The sequence below is a fragment of the Streptomyces sp. LBL genome (genome assembly GCF_029893585.1).
Lineage (GTDB): Bacteria > Actinomycetota > Actinomycetes > Streptomycetales > Streptomycetaceae > Streptomyces.
Genome location: NZ_JARXYX010000030.1, coordinates 49591 through 64049, shown reverse-complemented (window position 1 = coordinate 64049; position 14459 = coordinate 49591). Strand labels below are relative to the sequence as shown.

At 69.0% G+C, this 14459-nt stretch carries 18 protein-coding genes; 10 read left to right on the top strand and 8 right to left on the bottom strand.

Going from position 1 to position 14459, the window contains the following annotated elements; all coding sequences use genetic code 11:
• Nucleotides 1-4: 4 nt before the first annotated feature.
• The 3 genes from M2271_RS31070 (at nucleotide 5) to M2271_RS31060 (ending at nucleotide 3429) form a co-directional block, all read left to right on the top strand.
• On the top strand, nucleotides 5-1120 hold the full coding sequence (locus tag M2271_RS31070) for a trypsin-like peptidase domain-containing protein (protein ID WP_280890719.1): 1116 nt from the start codon (nucleotides 5-7) through the stop codon (nucleotides 1118-1120).
• A gap of 102 nt (nucleotides 1121-1222) precedes the next feature.
• Entirely contained in the window at nucleotides 1223-1960 is a 738-nt protein-coding gene (locus tag M2271_RS31065) for a response regulator transcription factor (RefSeq protein ID WP_280890718.1), read from the top strand.
• A complete protein-coding gene (locus tag M2271_RS31060) occupies nucleotides 1957-3429 on the top strand; it encodes an ATP-binding protein (RefSeq protein ID WP_280890717.1) in 1473 nt (490 codons plus the stop codon). Before M2271_RS31065 ends, M2271_RS31060 begins: the two co-directional genes overlap by 4 nt.
• On the opposite strand, the gene M2271_RS31055 is transcribed toward M2271_RS31060, so the two are convergent.
• The 5 genes from M2271_RS31055 to M2271_RS31035 form a co-directional block, all read right to left on the bottom strand.
• Nucleotides 3404-3787 carry a hypothetical protein gene (locus M2271_RS31055; protein WP_280890716.1) on the bottom strand — a complete coding sequence of 128 codons (384 nt, stop codon included), beginning with the start codon at nucleotides 3785-3787 and terminating at the stop codon, nucleotides 3404-3406. The two genes, M2271_RS31060 and M2271_RS31055, sit on opposite strands and share 26 nt — an antisense overlap.
• A complete protein-coding gene (locus tag M2271_RS31050; RefSeq protein WP_280890715.1) occupies nucleotides 3784-4131 on the bottom strand; it encodes a DUF6247 family protein in 348 nt (115 codons plus the stop codon). The genes M2271_RS31055 and M2271_RS31050 overlap by 4 nt, the downstream gene beginning before the upstream one ends.
• Nucleotides 4132-4278: 147 nt before the next feature.
• Entirely contained in the window at nucleotides 4279-4470 is a 192-nt protein-coding gene (locus M2271_RS31045; protein ID WP_280890714.1) for a DUF397 domain-containing protein, read from the bottom strand.
• 166 nt (nucleotides 4471-4636) lie between these two features.
• A complete protein-coding gene (locus tag M2271_RS31040) occupies nucleotides 4637-5035 on the bottom strand; it encodes a hypothetical protein (RefSeq protein WP_280890713.1) in 399 nt (132 codons plus the stop codon).
• A complete protein-coding gene (locus tag M2271_RS31035; RefSeq protein WP_280890712.1) occupies nucleotides 5032-5319 on the bottom strand; it encodes a hypothetical protein in 288 nt (95 codons plus the stop codon). The genes M2271_RS31040 and M2271_RS31035 overlap by 4 nt, the downstream gene beginning before the upstream one ends.
• Before the next feature lie 220 nt (nucleotides 5320-5539).
• Between M2271_RS31035 and M2271_RS31030 the strand changes: the two genes are divergently transcribed.
• The gene (locus M2271_RS31030) at nucleotides 5540-7648 is read left to right on the top strand and encodes a pectinesterase family protein (RefSeq protein WP_280890711.1); all 2109 of its coding nucleotides are present in this window, start codon (nucleotides 5540-5542) and stop codon (nucleotides 7646-7648) included.
• 215 nt (nucleotides 7649-7863) lie between these two features.
• A complete protein-coding gene (locus M2271_RS31025) occupies nucleotides 7864-9624 on the top strand; it encodes an immunity 49 family protein (protein WP_280890710.1) in 1761 nt (586 codons plus the stop codon).
• A 68-nt stretch (nucleotides 9625-9692) separates the two neighbouring features.
• On the opposite strand, the gene M2271_RS31020 is transcribed toward M2271_RS31025, so the two are convergent.
• A complete protein-coding gene (locus M2271_RS31020; protein ID WP_280890709.1) occupies nucleotides 9693-10631 on the bottom strand; it encodes a chlorophyllase in 939 nt (312 codons plus the stop codon).
• 178 nt (nucleotides 10632-10809) lie between these two features.
• Between M2271_RS31020 and M2271_RS31015 the strand changes: the two genes are divergently transcribed.
• Together M2271_RS31015 and M2271_RS31010 are read left to right on the top strand one after the other, a co-directional pair.
• A complete protein-coding gene (locus tag M2271_RS31015; RefSeq protein ID WP_280890708.1) occupies nucleotides 10810-11256 on the top strand; it encodes a MerR family transcriptional regulator in 447 nt (148 codons plus the stop codon).
• Nucleotides 11257-11737: 481 nt separating this feature from the next.
• The gene (locus tag M2271_RS31010) at nucleotides 11738-12112 is read left to right on the top strand and encodes a cupin domain-containing protein (protein ID WP_280890707.1); all 375 of its coding nucleotides are present in this window, start codon (nucleotides 11738-11740) and stop codon (nucleotides 12110-12112) included.
• Between the two features lie 377 nt (nucleotides 12113-12489).
• Here the strand turns inward: M2271_RS31010 and M2271_RS31005 are convergent, their stop codons facing one another.
• Together M2271_RS31005 and M2271_RS31000 are read right to left on the bottom strand one after the other, a co-directional pair.
• Nucleotides 12490-12699 carry a DUF397 domain-containing protein gene (locus M2271_RS31005; RefSeq protein ID WP_280890706.1) on the bottom strand — a complete coding sequence of 70 codons (210 nt, stop codon included), beginning with the start codon at nucleotides 12697-12699 and terminating at the stop codon, nucleotides 12490-12492.
• Nucleotides 12696-13523, bottom strand: a complete 828-nt coding sequence (locus tag M2271_RS31000) for a helix-turn-helix transcriptional regulator (protein ID WP_280890705.1) — start codon at nucleotides 13521-13523, stop codon at nucleotides 12696-12698. Before M2271_RS31000 ends, M2271_RS31005 begins: the two co-directional genes overlap by 4 nt.
• 126 nt (nucleotides 13524-13649) lie before the next feature.
• Here M2271_RS31000 and M2271_RS30995 point away from each other — a divergent pair, with 126 nt between their 5' ends.
• The 3 genes from M2271_RS30995 to M2271_RS30985 are packed head-to-tail and all read left to right on the top strand — an operon-like array spanning nucleotide 13650 to nucleotide 14445.
• A complete protein-coding gene (locus M2271_RS30995) occupies nucleotides 13650-13970 on the top strand; it encodes a hypothetical protein (RefSeq protein WP_280890704.1) in 321 nt (106 codons plus the stop codon).
• On the top strand, nucleotides 13967-14278 hold the full coding sequence (locus M2271_RS30990; RefSeq protein WP_280890703.1) for a hypothetical protein: 312 nt from the start codon (nucleotides 13967-13969) through the stop codon (nucleotides 14276-14278). Before M2271_RS30995 ends, M2271_RS30990 begins: the two co-directional genes overlap by 4 nt.
• Complete coding sequence (locus M2271_RS30985; protein ID WP_280890702.1) at nucleotides 14275-14445, top strand: hypothetical protein; 171 nt, start codon at nucleotides 14275-14277, stop codon at nucleotides 14443-14445. The genes M2271_RS30990 and M2271_RS30985 overlap by 4 nt, the downstream gene beginning before the upstream one ends.
• Nucleotides 14446-14459: the final 14 nt, after the last annotated feature.

Here is a 14459-nt window from a genome sequence, read left to right as displayed (position 1 = left end):
TGCCATGACCGAGAGCTTCCGCCGCAGTGGCGAGTACGAGAACCCCCAGGGGCACGGCCACGAGTCCGCGTACCCCCAGCAGCAGCACTCCGCCTCCCCCGTGAACCCGGCGAACCCGGCGAACCCGGCGAACCCGGTGAACCCCGAGTGGCCGCCCCCGCCGGCCCAACCGCCCGCCTTCCCCGGGCCCGGGCCCGGGTCCGGGTTCGGGCCCGCGCCCGTCGCAGCACCCAGGAAGCGCACCCGGGGTCCGGTCCCGCTGATCGCCGCCGTGGCGATCGTCGCCGCGGCGATAGGCGGCGGGACGGCGTACGGCATCCAGGAGCTGACCGGTACCGACACGGTCGCCGTCAGCAGCAGTACCAGCACAAACGTGGTGCCCTCCGCCGACAAGGGGACCGTCGCCGGAGTCGCCAAGGCGGTCAGTCCGAGCATCGTCGAGATCAAAGCCAACTCGAACGCCGGCGATTCCACCGGCTCGGGCGTGATCATCACCAGCGCCGGCGAGATCATCACCAACAACCACGTCGTCTCCGGCGCCAGTTCGATCAAGGTGAGCACGAGCAACGGCAGGACGTACACCGCGAAGGTCGTCGGCACCGACAGCAAGAAGGACCTCGCCCTGATCAAGCTGGAGAACGCCTCCGGTCTGGCGACGGCCATCCTCGGCGACTCCTCCGGTGTCCAGGTCGGCGACCAGGTCGTGGCGATCGGCTCCCCCGAGGGCCTGACCGGCACCGTCACCAGCGGCATCGTCTCCGCCCTGGCCCGCGATGTCACCGTCTCCACCGGCGAGGGCCAGCAGCAACAGCAACAGCAACAGGGCGGCAACGGCCAGTGGCCGTTCGAGTTCGGCGGCCGGCAGTTCAACGGCGACACCGGCTCGTCCACGACGACGTACAAAGCGCTCCAGACGGACGCCTCGCTCAACCCCGGCAACTCCGGCGGCGCGCTGATCGACATGAACGGCAACATCATCGGGATCAACTCGGCGATGTACTCGGCCGCCGCCGGATCGTCCTCGTCCGACGCGGGCAGCGTGGGCCTCGGCTTCGCCATCCCGGTCAACACCGTCAAGGCCGACCTCGCCACGCTGCGGGCGGGCGGCTCCGACAGCTGATCCCACCCGACTCCTCCGTCCGTGACCCCGGGACCCGTGCGAGGCTGAAAGCATCCACCGACGTCAGCCCGCCCGCCCCACCGCACCCGAGGAATCACGCCCATGAGCCCCGCCGAAGGCGACCGTGACACCCAGCGCATCCTGATCGTCGACGACGAGCCGGCGGTGCGCGAAGCACTCCAGCGCAGCCTCGCCTTCGAGGGCTACGACACGGAGGTCGCGGTCGACGGCGCGGACGCGCTGGAGAAGGCGTCCGCGTACCAGCCCGACCTGGTGGTCCTGGACATCCAGATGCCGCGCATGGACGGCCTGACCGCCGCGCGGCGCATCCGCGGGGCCGGCGACACGACACCGATCCTGATGCTCACGGCCCGCGACACGGTCGGCGACCGGGTCACCGGACTCGACGCGGGCGCCGACGACTACCTGGTCAAGCCCTTCGAACTCGACGAACTCTTCGCCCGCGTCCGCGCGCTGCTGCGCCGCAGCTCGTACGCGGCGGCGGCCGGCGCGGGGGCGATGGAGTCGGACGACGCGCTCACCTTCGCCGACCTGCGGATGGATCTCGCGACCCGTGAGGTCACGCGGGGCGGCCGACCGGTGGAGCTGACCCGGACCGAGTTCACGCTCCTGGAGATGTTCCTGGCACACCCGCGTCAGGTCCTCACCCGCGAGCAGATCCTGAAGGCGGTCTGGGGCTTCGACTTCGAGCCGTCGTCGAACTCGCTGGACGTGTACGTGATGTACCTGCGCCGCAAGACGGAGGCGGGCGGCGAGCCGCGGCTCGTGCACACGGTGCGGGGTGTGGGCTACGTACTGCGGCAGGGCGGCGCCGAGTGAGGAAGGTCGTACGCCGGTTCCGGTCCCTGCCGATCCGGTCCCGACTGGCGCTGCTGGTGGCGGCGGCGGTGGCGTTCGCGGTGGCGGCGGTGGCGGTGACCTGCTGGTTCATCGTCCAGGGCAAGCTGTACGACCAACTCGACGCGGATCTGCAGGAGGGGGCGAAGCCGCAGGAACTCGGCGACGTACAACTCCTGCTCCGGGCATGCCCACAGGCTCCGCAGACTCCGCAGGCAGACAAGGCCAGCGCTCTGCGGGCGCACAACAGCGTGTACCTCCAGCTGGTCGATGCGGACGGGAGGTCCTGCGTCTCGGCGAACTCCGAGGGCACGGTCGAGATCACCGACGCCGACCAGAACGTGATCAAGAGCGCCGCCCCTGGACAGGGCACGTTCCGCAACGGGACCGACGCGAACGGCAACGCGGTACGCGTACTGACCGTCCCGCTGCTCATCAGCCAGGGCCCCGGCGCGCCGCCCGCGCTCTACCCCGACACGGCTCTCGTCGTCGCCGTCCCCCTGAAGAACACCCAGTCCACCCTCAACGACCTCGCGTTGATCCTGCTCCTCGTCTCCGGAGTCGGAGTCGTCGGCGCCGGAGCCGCCGGACTCGCGGTCGCCCGTGCGGGCCTGCGCCCGATCGACAGGCTGACCGAAGCCGTCGAACGCGTCGCCCGTACCGAGGACCTGAGCATCCGCATTCCCGTGGAGGAGGACAGCGAGGACGAAGTCGCCCGTCTCTCCCACTCCTTCAACTCCATGACCTCAGCCCTCGCCAACTCCCATGAGCTGCAGCAACAACTCATCGCGGACGCCGGCCACGAACTCCGCACGCCGCTGACGTCGTTGCGTACGAACATCGAACTCCTCACCCGCAGCGAGGAAACAGGCCGCCCGATCCCCCCGGCCGACCGCAAGGCGCTGCTCGCCTCGGTGAAGGCGCAGATGACCGAGCTGGCCGCGCTGATCGGCGACCTGCAGGAGCTGTCCCGTTCGGAGGGGCAGCAGGGTGAGCGCGTCCAGGTGATCTCGCTGCGGGACACGGTGGAGGCCGCCCTGCGTCGCGCCCGGCTCCGTGGCCCGGAGCTGACCATCGCCACCGATCTCCAGCCCTGGTACGTACGGGCGGAACCCTCGGCTTTGGAGCGGGCGATCGTCAACATCCTCGACAACGCGGTGAAGTTCAGCCCCGAGGGCGGCACGATCGAGGTGGGGCTGAGCGAGGGCGCGCTGACGGTCCGCGATCACGGCCCCGGCATCCCCGCCGACGAACTCCCCCACGTCTTCGACCGCTTCTGGCGCTCCCCGTCGGCGCGAGCGCTGCCGGGCTCCGGCCTCGGCCTGTCGATCGTCGCCCGCACGATCCAGCAGGCGGGCGGCGAGGTCACGCTGGCCCGCGCGGAGGGCGGCGGCACGGTGGCGACGGTCCGGCTGCCGGGGGCGCCTACGGCGCCGCCGGAGGTGCCGTAGACGGTTCCGCAGACGGTTCCGTAGGCGATTCGTAAACCTGCCAGAAGAGCTCTGCCACCAGGATCTGCGGATCTGCGGAGCGTGGAACGAAGGTGTAGACAAGCCAGCCGTTGTGGTTGTCGAAGTACAGGATGCGCGGACCCTTGGGATCGCTGGACCGCGCCGGCTCGACGTACACGGTTTCCGGGAGGTCGCGATCGGTGTCGATCCCGCGGAAATACGGGTCCTTCGCGGTGACCAGCTCGGCGCGGGCCTCGTCAACCATCTTCCGCACATGCTCCGGCAGTGCATCACGGCTGGCGAGGGCATCGAGCCGCCAGTCCAGCTGCCACGGCGGTCCCATGAACTCGTCGGTCACTCGCCAGGCTCCAGGTCCCGCATGCTGTAGCGAATCTTCGCCACCTCGTCGAGGAGAGCCTTGGCCTCAGCGATGTCGGTCGCTTCTGCCGCACGGTGCTGGAGCTCGGTCACGTGAGCGTCGAGCTCCGGATCGCGTGCAATCCCGAATTCGCACCACCAGCGGGCCAGGAACGCGGACACAGGACCAACGTCGTATGTGTCACCAATCGCCCGCTTCCAGTGGGCGTCGAAGTCGGAGAGAAGGTGAGGGGCGTCCTCAGCAATGGCCGCGCGCATCGCCTTCGGCGTCCGCTCGGGCATGGAGGGAACGGCCGAATCGGATCCCGCAGCGTGGGCAACCATGCTCGATGTCCTCCTTCGACGCGTTTTGACTACGACCATAACCGCCTCGCACCTCTTGCATCCGGGGTTCGCAACCTGGCCGTCCTTTCGGACGCAAGATCGACGATGACGGAAGAACAGCCGCGGAACTCGAACTCCCGACAGACGTCACCCGAAGGGGTACCCGCCCGCCTCTCCCGTGATCCCGTCCACGAACACGGCCCAGGACGCGGCCGAGAAAAGCAGCGGGCCGGCCGCCGGGGTCTTGCTGTCGCGGACGGGGACCATGCCGACGTAGCCGTCGGCGACCTCGACGCAGTTCGTGCCGCCCCCGTCGCTGTACGACGACTTGCGCCACACATTCGCGGACGGGTTGGCCGAGTTGCTGACGTGAGCAGGCGAAGACCGTCAGGCACCCCTGGCTCCTGTCAATGTTCTGTCATACCGGCCATACCGGCAGCCGGCGGCGCTGCCGTCGGAGGCGCTGCCGTCGGAGGTGCTGCCGTCGGAGGTGCCTCGACGGGGATCAGTGGAAGCCGAGCATGCCTGGCGAGTCGATGTCGACGGTGACCACGCCGGGCGGGTAGTGCTGTTCGCGGTCCGTGAGCAGGATCGACATGCCGGCGAATTCGGTCCGCGGCAGTGCGCAGTACAGAGCGTGGCAGGTGTCCGCACCGCCGTAGCCGTCACGGATCATGGTGCCGACAGTGACCGAAGCGGTCGTGTTGAGATGGTCGACAACGACCGAGGAGAAGGCGAGTACCCGCCCGGCGGCACCCGCGTCCTGCGATTCCGCCTGCATGAGGCACAGAGCGGGGATCCGGAGAAGGTCGCCGGGAGTGCGTGCCATGTTCCCGGCGAGGAGGTTCAGCGTCTTGTGCCCCTGAGCGAGGGCAAGAGTGCCGCCGGTGTCCAGAATGATCATGTAGCGGCGCCCCGTGCCGCACGGATCTTCTCGGCCGCGATGCGGTAGATGTTGCCGAGGATGTCAGGCGCCTCGTCGAACTCCACGTCGCTGATGTCCACACCGATCGTCTCTCGCACGACGTGCCGGTCCGCCGCCACCCGCTCGGCGATCTGTTCCGCCGTGGGCTGCTCCAAGGCCAGTCCTTCGACGAGCTGCCCCAGGGTCATTCCCCGCTCCTTGGCGACCTGGGCGAGGTGGTCACGGGCCTGCCGGGACACCTGGATGGTCGTGTTCTCTGCCATGGTTCCACCATAGTCACGCCACGGCCAGGGTGGAACGATGAGGAACTCTCGTCACCCGAACGCGTCCACGTAGATGTTGGCTCCCCATCCCTGTGCTCCCGGTGCTGACATAGCGCGCACCAGGACGCGAGCGAACCGGCGCCACCGCCCCGGCAACCTTTTCCCCACGAGCTGCGACCAGCAAGGGACCCCACCCGCCCCCACTTGATCGGACGCAGCCGTGAGTGAAAACCGCAGCATCGCCCGCCACCGCAGCAGGAAGACCGCGCTCACACTCGGCATACCTCTCGCGCTCACCGCCGCCGGGACCATGGCCTACGGCACGGACGCCGGCGCCTTCCGCGCGGACGCGCAGACCGTGGCCGCCGCCCCCGCCTGGGCCACCGCCGCCGCCACCGCCGACGGCTTCGCCTCCGTCGACGCGCTGGGCCAGAACGGCACCTACGGCGGCCGGGACGGCAGGACCGTCACCGTGAAGACGCTCGCCGACCTGGAGAAGTACGCGACCGCGCCCGAGCCGTACGTCATCGTCGTCGCGGCGGCCATCACCATGGATCCCGTCGGGAAAGAGATCAAGGTCGCGTCGGACAAGACCATCGTCGGCTCCGGGACCTCCGGGCAGCTCGTCGGCGGCGGGTTCTTCCTCGGCAGCGGCGTGCACAACGTGATCATCCGGAATCTGACGATCCGGGACGCCTACCAGGGCATCTGGAACGACAAGGAGCACGACTTCGACGCGATCCAGATGGACGGCGCCCACCACGTCTGGATCGACCACAACGACCTGCGGAACATGGCCGACGGCCTCATCGACGTCCGCAAGGACAGCACGTACGTGACGGTGTCCTGGAACAAGCTGAGCAACGACAACAAGGCCTTCGGTATCGGCTGGACCGAGAACGTCGTCACCGACATCACCATCCACCACAACTGGATCCGCGAGACCGAGCAGCGCAACCCGTCCACCGACAACGCGGCCCACGCCCACCTCTACAACAACTTCCTGGAGGACGTCTCGGGGACCGACATCAAGTCCTCCTACGGCAACTACTCGCGCGGCGCGACGAAGATGCTCCTGGAGAACTCCTACTTCCAGGGTATGAACAACCCGGTCATCAAGGACAGCACCGCGACGATCGTCCAGAAGGGCAACACGTTCGTCGCCACGACCGGGCGCAACGAGAGCGGCGGTACGGCCTTCGACGCGAAGACGTACTACCCGTACACGCTCGACACGACGGCGGACGTGCCCGTGCTCCTCAAGTCCGGTGCGGGGCCGCGCAGTTCCATCGGTACGGCGGCCACCGCGAAGGCGGCCACCGCAGGGGCGGCGAGCGGAGGGGCGGCTAGCGCAAAGGTGGCGACCGCCGCGACCACCCTCACCGTCGCCAAGGACGGCAGCGGCCAGTACACGACCGTGCAGGCCGCCGTGAACGCCGTACCGGCGAACAACCCCGCGCGGGTGGTGATCGCCGTGAAGCCGGGAACGTACCGCGAGCTGGTGAAGGTCCCCGCCAACAAGCCGCACGTCACCGTGCAGGGCACGGGTGCGAGCCGCAAGGACACGGTGATCGTCTACAACAACGCGGCGGGCACGCCCAAGCCCGACGGCTCGGGGACGTACGGCACCGGCGGCAGCGCCACCGTCGCCGTCGAGGCCGACGACTTCCAGGCCCGCAACCTGACGATCTCCAACGACTTCGACGAGGCCAAGAACCAGAACCTCAGCGGCCACCAGGCGGTCGCGCTGCGCACCGCCGCCGACAAGGTGTTCCTCGACGGTGTCATCGTCAGCGGCGACCAGGACACGCTGCTGGTGGACACCGCGGCAAAGGACCGGCTGGGCCGCGTCCACCTGACCAACTCCTACGTCATCGGCAACGTCGACTTCATCTTCGGCCGGGCCACCGCGGTGATCGACAAGTCCGTCATCACGCTGAAGAAGCGCTGGGACGGCAGCTCGGCCGGTTACGTCACCGCGCCCAGCACGGCGGCCGGCCGCAAGGGCATCCTGATCGCCGACTCCACGGTGAACGGGGACGTGTCCGACCGCAGCTTCTTCCTCGGCCGCCCCTGGCACGCCGGCGGCGACGCCTCCCTCGACCCGCAGACCACGGTCCGCGACACCACGCTGAGCGCCGCCGTGAAGACCGCCCCGTGGACCGACATGAGCGGCTTCTCCTGGAAGGACGACCGCTTCGCCGAGTACCGGAACACCGGCTCCGGCGCGGGCGCGGCGAGCTCCGACCGCCCCCAGCTGACCGACGCCCAGGCGACCGGCCAGGAGCTCGCCGACTGGCTGGGCGACTGGACCCCCACAGGTTCCTGACGCCACAGTTTCCAGACCGCACGCCTTCCCGACCCCACAGCTTCCCCGCACCACAGCTTCCCTGCACCACAGCTTCCCGACACCGACACCCAACTGTCCCCCGCCGCTCCCCCGGCGCCCCGCGGCCGATCTAGGCTTGGCCCGATCATGAACGTGATGGACGTGACGGACGTCATGGACGTCATGGACGCGGCAGGCGACGGGGGAGCGGAACAGTGCGGATAGAGCGGCACCGGGTCGAAGAGGCCGTCGTCTCGGCGGTGCGGGAGGGCTTCGTCCACCGGATCGGCTCGCAGGTGCGGTCGATGTCGAAGGCCGGTCCGGTGACGTCGCAGGAGTGGTGGCTGCTCGCCGAGGAGTTCGTCGAGTACCTGGGCGCGCTCTCCGTCGAGACACCCGATCTGCACACGCCGGAGGCGAAGGCCGTGCTGGAGGACGCCGTGGAGGCGGCGGCCGGGGCGGTGGCGTACGCGGCGTACTTCCCGCACCACCGCTTCCAGGTGTCCCTCACCTACGTGAACTGGGGCATGGTCTACGACGCCGGGTCCGACGGCAGCCCGGCCTCCGTCACCCCCTCGCAGTGGCTCGACGCCTTCTGTCTCTCCGTCCTCGCCGACAAGGCCGAACGGCACCGCGAGGCCTTCCACTTCGCCCACGAGGAGCCGCAGCGGGGGCGGGCCGGACGGCCGGACACCGAGCTGATCAACGGTTTCATGGCGTACGTGCTCGGCGACACCGGGGACGACGACGTGAACTACCCGCCCTCGCCGCAGGAGAAGCTCACCGCGATCGACGCGGCACTCGCCCGGATCCGGGCCCTGGAGGCCGAGACCGGCGAGGACCTCGCCGGCCATCCGCACGGCCTCGCCCTGCACGCTCTACGCGCGCTGGCCGCGGCCGACCGGGAGGCCTTCGGTTCGGCGGTGGTACGGATGCTGCTCCCCCTCGCCGACATCCCGGGCCCGGGCGCGCGCCCGGCCGGCCTCCTCCCCCTCCTGCCGCTCGCCCTGACAGCACTGGCCTACCGTCGCGAGGGCTGGCCGTCCCCCGTCGACTCCGGCTATCTCCCGCACGCGCTGGTCACCGGCTTCGAGACCGCGCCGCCGAGGGTGGGGGCGTACGGCCGTGACCGGCGCGCGGACGCGGTGGCCGAACTCGCCGCCGGCGTCGTCGAGTTCGAGCGGCCGGTGGACCCGCAGCCGCTGAGCGAGGAGAGCGAGGCCCAGTTCGAGCGGTACACCCGGGAGGCCTTCACCCCGGTGCCCGGCGAGCCGCTCGCCGCGTGGGAGCTGGCGCACGCCGTCACCGACCAGGAGATCCTCTTCAAGACCCGCGCCTCGCACTCCGCCGACGCCACCGACCTCCAGCTCGGCAACCTGCGGCTCGCGGCCGAGCTGGGCGCCGCGCTCTTCCGTACGACGCTGGCGGAGCCCGGCACCGACGTCGAGGTGACGATCGACGGGACGACGGTCACGTACCCCGCCTCCCGCGACGAGGACGCCGGGCCGGGCGCCTGGCACCGCGCGGTGGACCTCGCCCTGATCACGGGCCGCCGCGAGGACCTCGCCCCGCTGGTCCTCGCGGGCCCGACCTGCGTCTCCGCAGACAAGTCCCCCTTCGCCTCCTACCGCCAGGCCCTGCACGACTACCTGCGCGGCGAGGACCCCGAACCCGCCACCGACCGCGCCCTGCTGGACTGCGCGAAGTCCCGCAACCAGGTGTTCCTGCCGCCCCCCGCGGTCCTCTTCTCCCAGTTCCTCGAAGGCGACGAGGAGTCCTTCAACCTGGCCCTCCTGGACGCCCTGGAAGCCCACCGCGACCACCACCGCATCGCCGACCGCGCCACCGACTGCGACGCCGCGATCAACCTCGACATCCTGGCCCTCACCTGCCACGCCCGCCGCCGGGGCTGGAACATCAGGGTTTCGTCGCCGTATCTGCCGGGGCGGATTCTGGGAGCGGCGGAGCCGTTCTAGTGCCGTCCCGCGTTGATCCTGCGGGGGGTCGCTGGGCGGACGAAGGCGTGTATGTCAACCGCCGAGGGTCACTTGCTGTCCAGCCGCCCCAGCGCGTGGGCGTCGGCGAGGACGGACCGGGCCATCTGCCAGTCGGTGTGGTCGACGCCGGTGATGTGGCGTAGGTAGGCGAGGGTGACCTGCTGGACGAGGGCAACACGGCTGGGGTCCTCGTCGGTGGTCTCTGCTGCCCGGTAGCCGGAGATGCCGCCGAGGAAGTGCTCGCCGCCGTAGACGGTGAGCAGGCTCTTGTTGCCGCGGCTGAGGGTGTAGGGGTCGCTTGTCCAGGCGGGTCCTCGGGTGGTGAGCGGGAGGTCGTCCTTGTCGCCGGCGACCACCAGTCCGGGGGCGGTGATGTGGGAGAAGTCCTGGTCGCGGAGCCAGGGAAGGTTCTCGTGGGCGAAGGGGGTCAGTTCGTCGCCGCCCTTGCCGGCCGTGGCCAGCTGGATGCTGGCCCCGACCCGGGAGTCGGACAGGTCGTCGGCGGTGCCGGTCTGGGGGTCGGTGACGCGCAAACCTACCAGGATGCCCGCGGTCTGGCCTCCGAAGGAGTGGCCCGCTGCGACGATGCGACTGTGGTCGACCCGGCCGGACAGGCCGGGCACGGATGCCTCCAGCGGCTTGAGCTCATCCAGGATGCGCTTCATGTCCTGCAGGCGGTAGCGCCACAGGTGGGGCCTGCGGGAGTCGTCCGCGGCGATGGCGACCCGCTTGGAGTCGAGATGCGTGGCTTGGATCACCACGAAGCCATGGGAGGCCCAGTGGTCGACCAGCGGTGCGTAGCCGTCCAGGTCGGAGCCGAATCCGTGTGCGAAGAGCACGATCGGCAGGCGTGTGCCAGTGAGCGGTGCGGAAACGCGTACGTGCAGGTCCTGGCCGCGCTGGGGTGCGGGCAGCACGATCGGCTTGACCGTCACGGTCGGCGTGGGAGCGGGGCCGGTGAGGCCGGTCGTCTGGTGGGTGGTCATGTGCGTGCTTCTTTCCGGCGCGGCGCGGGTGGCGGGTCAGGTGGTCTTGAGGCCGAGGACGCTTCCGGCGTTGATCCGTGACGTATCGGGCGAAAACCCCGAGGTCATGTCAGCTACGCTAAAACTTGACGTCGACGTCAAAGGCAAGTCGTTATGGCGTAGTTCACATGGAGTCGGAATGCGCATTGGGGAACTCGCCCGGCGTACAGGCGTCAGCACCCGAGCCCTGCGGTACTACGAGGAGCAGAACCTGCTCACCGCCGAGCGCAGCAACAGCGGCCAGCGCCACTACCCGGAAACCGCGGTCGCCCGGATCCTCCTGGTCCGGGAGCTGTTCACCGCCGGCCTGTCGAGCAAGATCATCGCCGAGCTCACGCCCTGCGTCATCGACGGCAAGGCCACACCCGAACTCCTCGACCGCCTGGCTGTGGAGCGCGGTCACATCGACCAGCACATCGCCGAGCTCACGCACACCCGAGACAGGCTCGACTCGGTCATCGCCGGCGCCTCCGCATCCATGGACACCGGGACCCCCTGCCGGCCCGGCCCGGCATCGACCACTCCGGCGCAGGTCAGCGGCGCTACCCTCCCCGGTGATCAAGAAGCTCGGGAAGGTGGGGGATGACGTCGCCCAGTCCGTTCGCGGCGCTCTGGAACAGCGACCAGCTCGCGCTGTCACGAGAACTGGCGAGCTCACGAACGGCGCCGCTGCGGCGGGTGCAGCGAGCGCATGTCGCCCTGGCCTGCGCACAGGGCACCGCGAACACTGTCATCACCCGCACGCTCCGGCTGCACCTGGACACCGTGCGCCGCTGGCGTAAGCGGTTCACCGCCGAAGGACTCGCAGCTCTGGAGGACCGTCCCCGACCGGGGCAACCGTGCCGCTACGGTCCCGAAGTGCATCTGGCCATTGTGGCCACGGTGACCTCGGCACGCCCCGCCGGTCCTCGAATCCCTGCTGGGACACGCGAGCGTGGATCTCCTGCACCAACTGTCCCGAGAGTGCCAGCATGAGTGCGGAGAGGGCCAGAGCGTCATCCATGGCTTGACTACTCGTCAAGCTGCTTGTCTTGATGGACAAGTTACTTGTCTACAAGGAGGCTGGCATGCCCTTCATCCGCAGTGACGAGGCCGTCGTGCACGAGATCCACGGTGGCCGCTTCGTTTCCTATATCCGTCCGGGCACGGGCAGCCAGGATCTCACCGCCTGGCGCGGCGAGATCCCGGCCGCAACGGCGGGTCCGGCCCACACGATCAGTCACGAGGAAACGTTCTACGTCCTCTCCGGTCGCCTCCAGCTCACCATCGGCGGCGAGACCGCCGAACTCGGCGTCGGTGACGCGGCGGTGGCTCCGGCAGGCTCCGAGCTGGCGCTTGCCAATACCACCGACCAGCCCGCCCACATGTGGGTCACCACACGTGTCGGGTTCAGCGCCAAGATGGCCGATGGCAGCACCGTCACACCGCCTTGGACTCATTAGGCCCACAGAGGGATCAGCACCGGTTTCCCTTCCGGGAGGACTGTCCCTGACCTCGTGCTCAGCCGGTCGAAGCGGTGACATCGAATGAGGCGGGACGCTTCCGGCCTCGAATGGGGTCTCGAACTGGGTCACTCACCTGGGAGTTCGCCGGACGTGAGGGGCGGCCTTCGTCTGATCGTGTGTTCCGACCAAGGAATGCACGTGACCGGGACGAAGGCCGTGATGGTGAGTGTGCTGCCTGATGCTGTCAGGCGGGAGGCGTTCGCGGAAGCGTCACGCCCCACCGGTGTGGCTGTGGTCCTCCAGGACCGGCGCAACCCCGGACGACGTCACCCCCCCCCCGCAGGATCAGCGCGGCGAAGCACTAGAGGCTTGTTCTAGGCTCGCACGCCGCCCTTGACCTCCGTCAGGAACGACGCCCACGAGCTCACGCCGAAGACCAGCACCTGTCCGTCCGGGGTTTTGCTGTCGCGGACGGGGACGAGATCGGCGTAACCATCGGCGACCTCGACGCAGTTGTTGGCTCCCCCGTCGCTGTAGCTCGACTTGCGCCAGACGGCGGTGCTGAGGTCCGGGGTGTGCTTCATGATCTCTGCTCCTCCAGTACGTCCCTGATGAACGTCAACGAGTCCGACGGGGACAGCGCCTGGTCCCGGAGCCGATCGTAGGACAAGCGGTGCAGAATGACGTCCTCCGGTTCGTCCATCAACAGACCGCTGCTGCCGCTTTCCGTGTAGGCCACGGCACTTCCGTTCTTCTGCCAGAGAAGGGTCAGCGATCCCTTCCCCATGAGGTGGTGGATCCCTGCGGATAACGGAAGCACCTGGACGACAACGTTGGGCCACTGCGCGACCGCTTCGATGTGCATCAGCTGACTTTCCCAGGTCTCCGCGCTGGCCGAGGAACGGCGGAGGGCCGGTTCGTCGATGACGAAGCGGACGTTGGGTGTCGGTTTCTTGTCCAGCAGAAGCTGGCGTCCCAGGCGGGCGGCCACCTGTTCCTCAACTGCCTCGACGTCCTGATCCGTTGTCTGAGGCCCAGACAACACCTCCCGGGCGAAATCCTCGGTCTGCAACAGCCCAGGCACGTTCGGCGAGTACACCCGGATGATCCGCGCTGCCGCCTCCAGCCGCATGTACTCCTTGTACTTGTCCTTGAAGGCGTCGATCCGAGCCACCTTCCAGAGGCAGACCAGCAGGTCACCGGACCCGTAGTACCCGTCCAGGTCCTCCATGACCGTGACCTTGGACAGTCGCTCGCCCGACTCCAGACGGCTCAGGTAGCTCTTGTCGTATCCCGTGTCATCGGCCAGCTGCCCCAGCGACTTGCCCGCCTTCCCCCTCAGGAATTTCAGCGCCTGCCCCAGCGCCGCACGCCCTGGCTCCCCTGTCCCGTCAACCTGTTCGTCCACGTCACCCCTCCCCGTTGCCTGGGGCCGCGGACAACGCCGACCCCCTTTCGCAGCGTACGTGCAATCAGTGACGATAGGGGCACGAACGGTAATCACCGCCCGTCAGGACACCGAGGGAGAGCCGGTATGAGGGAACACATCGCGGAGTTGTGCGCGTCGCTGCTGTTAACGATCATCAGGGCGCTCCTGCCCGCCAGGGGCCGTCACCGAGCCGCTGCGACCCAACGTCGCGTCCTGGGGCCGATGGTGATGCCCGCCCGGGATCCGGGAGCACAAGCCGACCACTTCGAGCCCGACGCCCAGCCGCTCGTACGCCCGAACCTCCTCACCCGGGAAGAACGCCACGAGCGCACACTCCAACGGCACCGTCGTCGAGCCCTCTGGCTCGCCGTCCACGGCATCGACGTAGGCCCGCGCCACATTCACGGGATGGAGGTCTCCGCATGAGCACCTGCGAGGAACCAACCACGTCCGGCGATCTCCGTCTGCTGCCCTGGACCACCCCCGACGGCAGACCCTGCTATCTCAGCACCGACAACGACCACAGCAGACTCTCCCAGCTCGCCGACGACCTGGAAGCGGCCCAGTTGGATTCGGGCGAGCAGGTCCTCGCGGGAGTCAGGGACGTACTGGCCGACCCCAGAGCGGGCGAGCGAGCCGTGCGCTTCGCGCTCACCAGGGCGGCGGAATGCCTGGCGGATCTTCTCCGTATCGCGGTCAGCCGCGGCGAACGCATCCCACTGGGGGAACCGTGAACCTTTGCCTCACCGAGTCGTGCTCGGCGCACACCGGCGACCGCGCCGCCGGGCAGGTCCTGCTGCGACGGGTGACCGACGCGCACCACCGCCTCGCCCTGAGCGACTTCGGCTTCGCCGCATCCCGGGGAGCCGACTGGGCGTCGCGTCCCGCGGACCCGGGGTGACCTCCATGCCGGCG

Bases quoted from the DNA above. Each gene is read 5' to 3' on its own strand.
- M2271_RS31050 (WP_280890715.1), bottom strand. From the start codon at position 4,131: ATGGTTGCCCACGCTGCGGGATCCGATTCGGCCGTTCCCTCCATGCCC.
- M2271_RS31010 (WP_280890707.1), top strand. From the start codon at position 11,738: ATGCCCTTCATCCGCAGTGACGAGGCCGTCGTGCACGAGATCCACGGT.
- M2271_RS31065 (WP_280890718.1), top strand. From the start codon at position 1,223: ATGAGCCCCGCCGAAGGCGACCGTGACACCCAGCGCATCCTGATCGTC.
- M2271_RS30990 (WP_280890703.1), top strand. From the start codon at position 13,967: ATGAGCACCTGCGAGGAACCAACCACGTCCGGCGATCTCCGTCTGCTG.
- M2271_RS31005 (WP_280890706.1), bottom strand. From the start codon at position 12,699: ATGAAGCACACCCCGGACCTCAGCACCGCCGTCTGGCGCAAGTCGAGC.
- M2271_RS31040 (WP_280890713.1), bottom strand. From the start codon at position 5,035: ATGATCATTCTGGACACCGGCGGCACTCTTGCCCTCGCTCAGGGGCAC.
- M2271_RS31070 (WP_280890719.1), top strand. From the start codon at position 5: ATGACCGAGAGCTTCCGCCGCAGTGGCGAGTACGAGAACCCCCAGGGG.
- M2271_RS30995 (WP_280890704.1), top strand. From the start codon at position 13,650: ATGAGGGAACACATCGCGGAGTTGTGCGCGTCGCTGCTGTTAACGATC.
- M2271_RS31020 (WP_280890709.1), bottom strand. From the start codon at position 10,631: ATGACCACCCACCAGACGACCGGCCTCACCGGCCCCGCTCCCACGCCG.
- M2271_RS31035 (WP_280890712.1), bottom strand. From the start codon at position 5,319: ATGGCAGAGAACACGACCATCCAGGTGTCCCGGCAGGCCCGTGACCAC.
- M2271_RS31015 (WP_280890708.1), top strand. From the start codon at position 10,810: ATGCGCATTGGGGAACTCGCCCGGCGTACAGGCGTCAGCACCCGAGCC.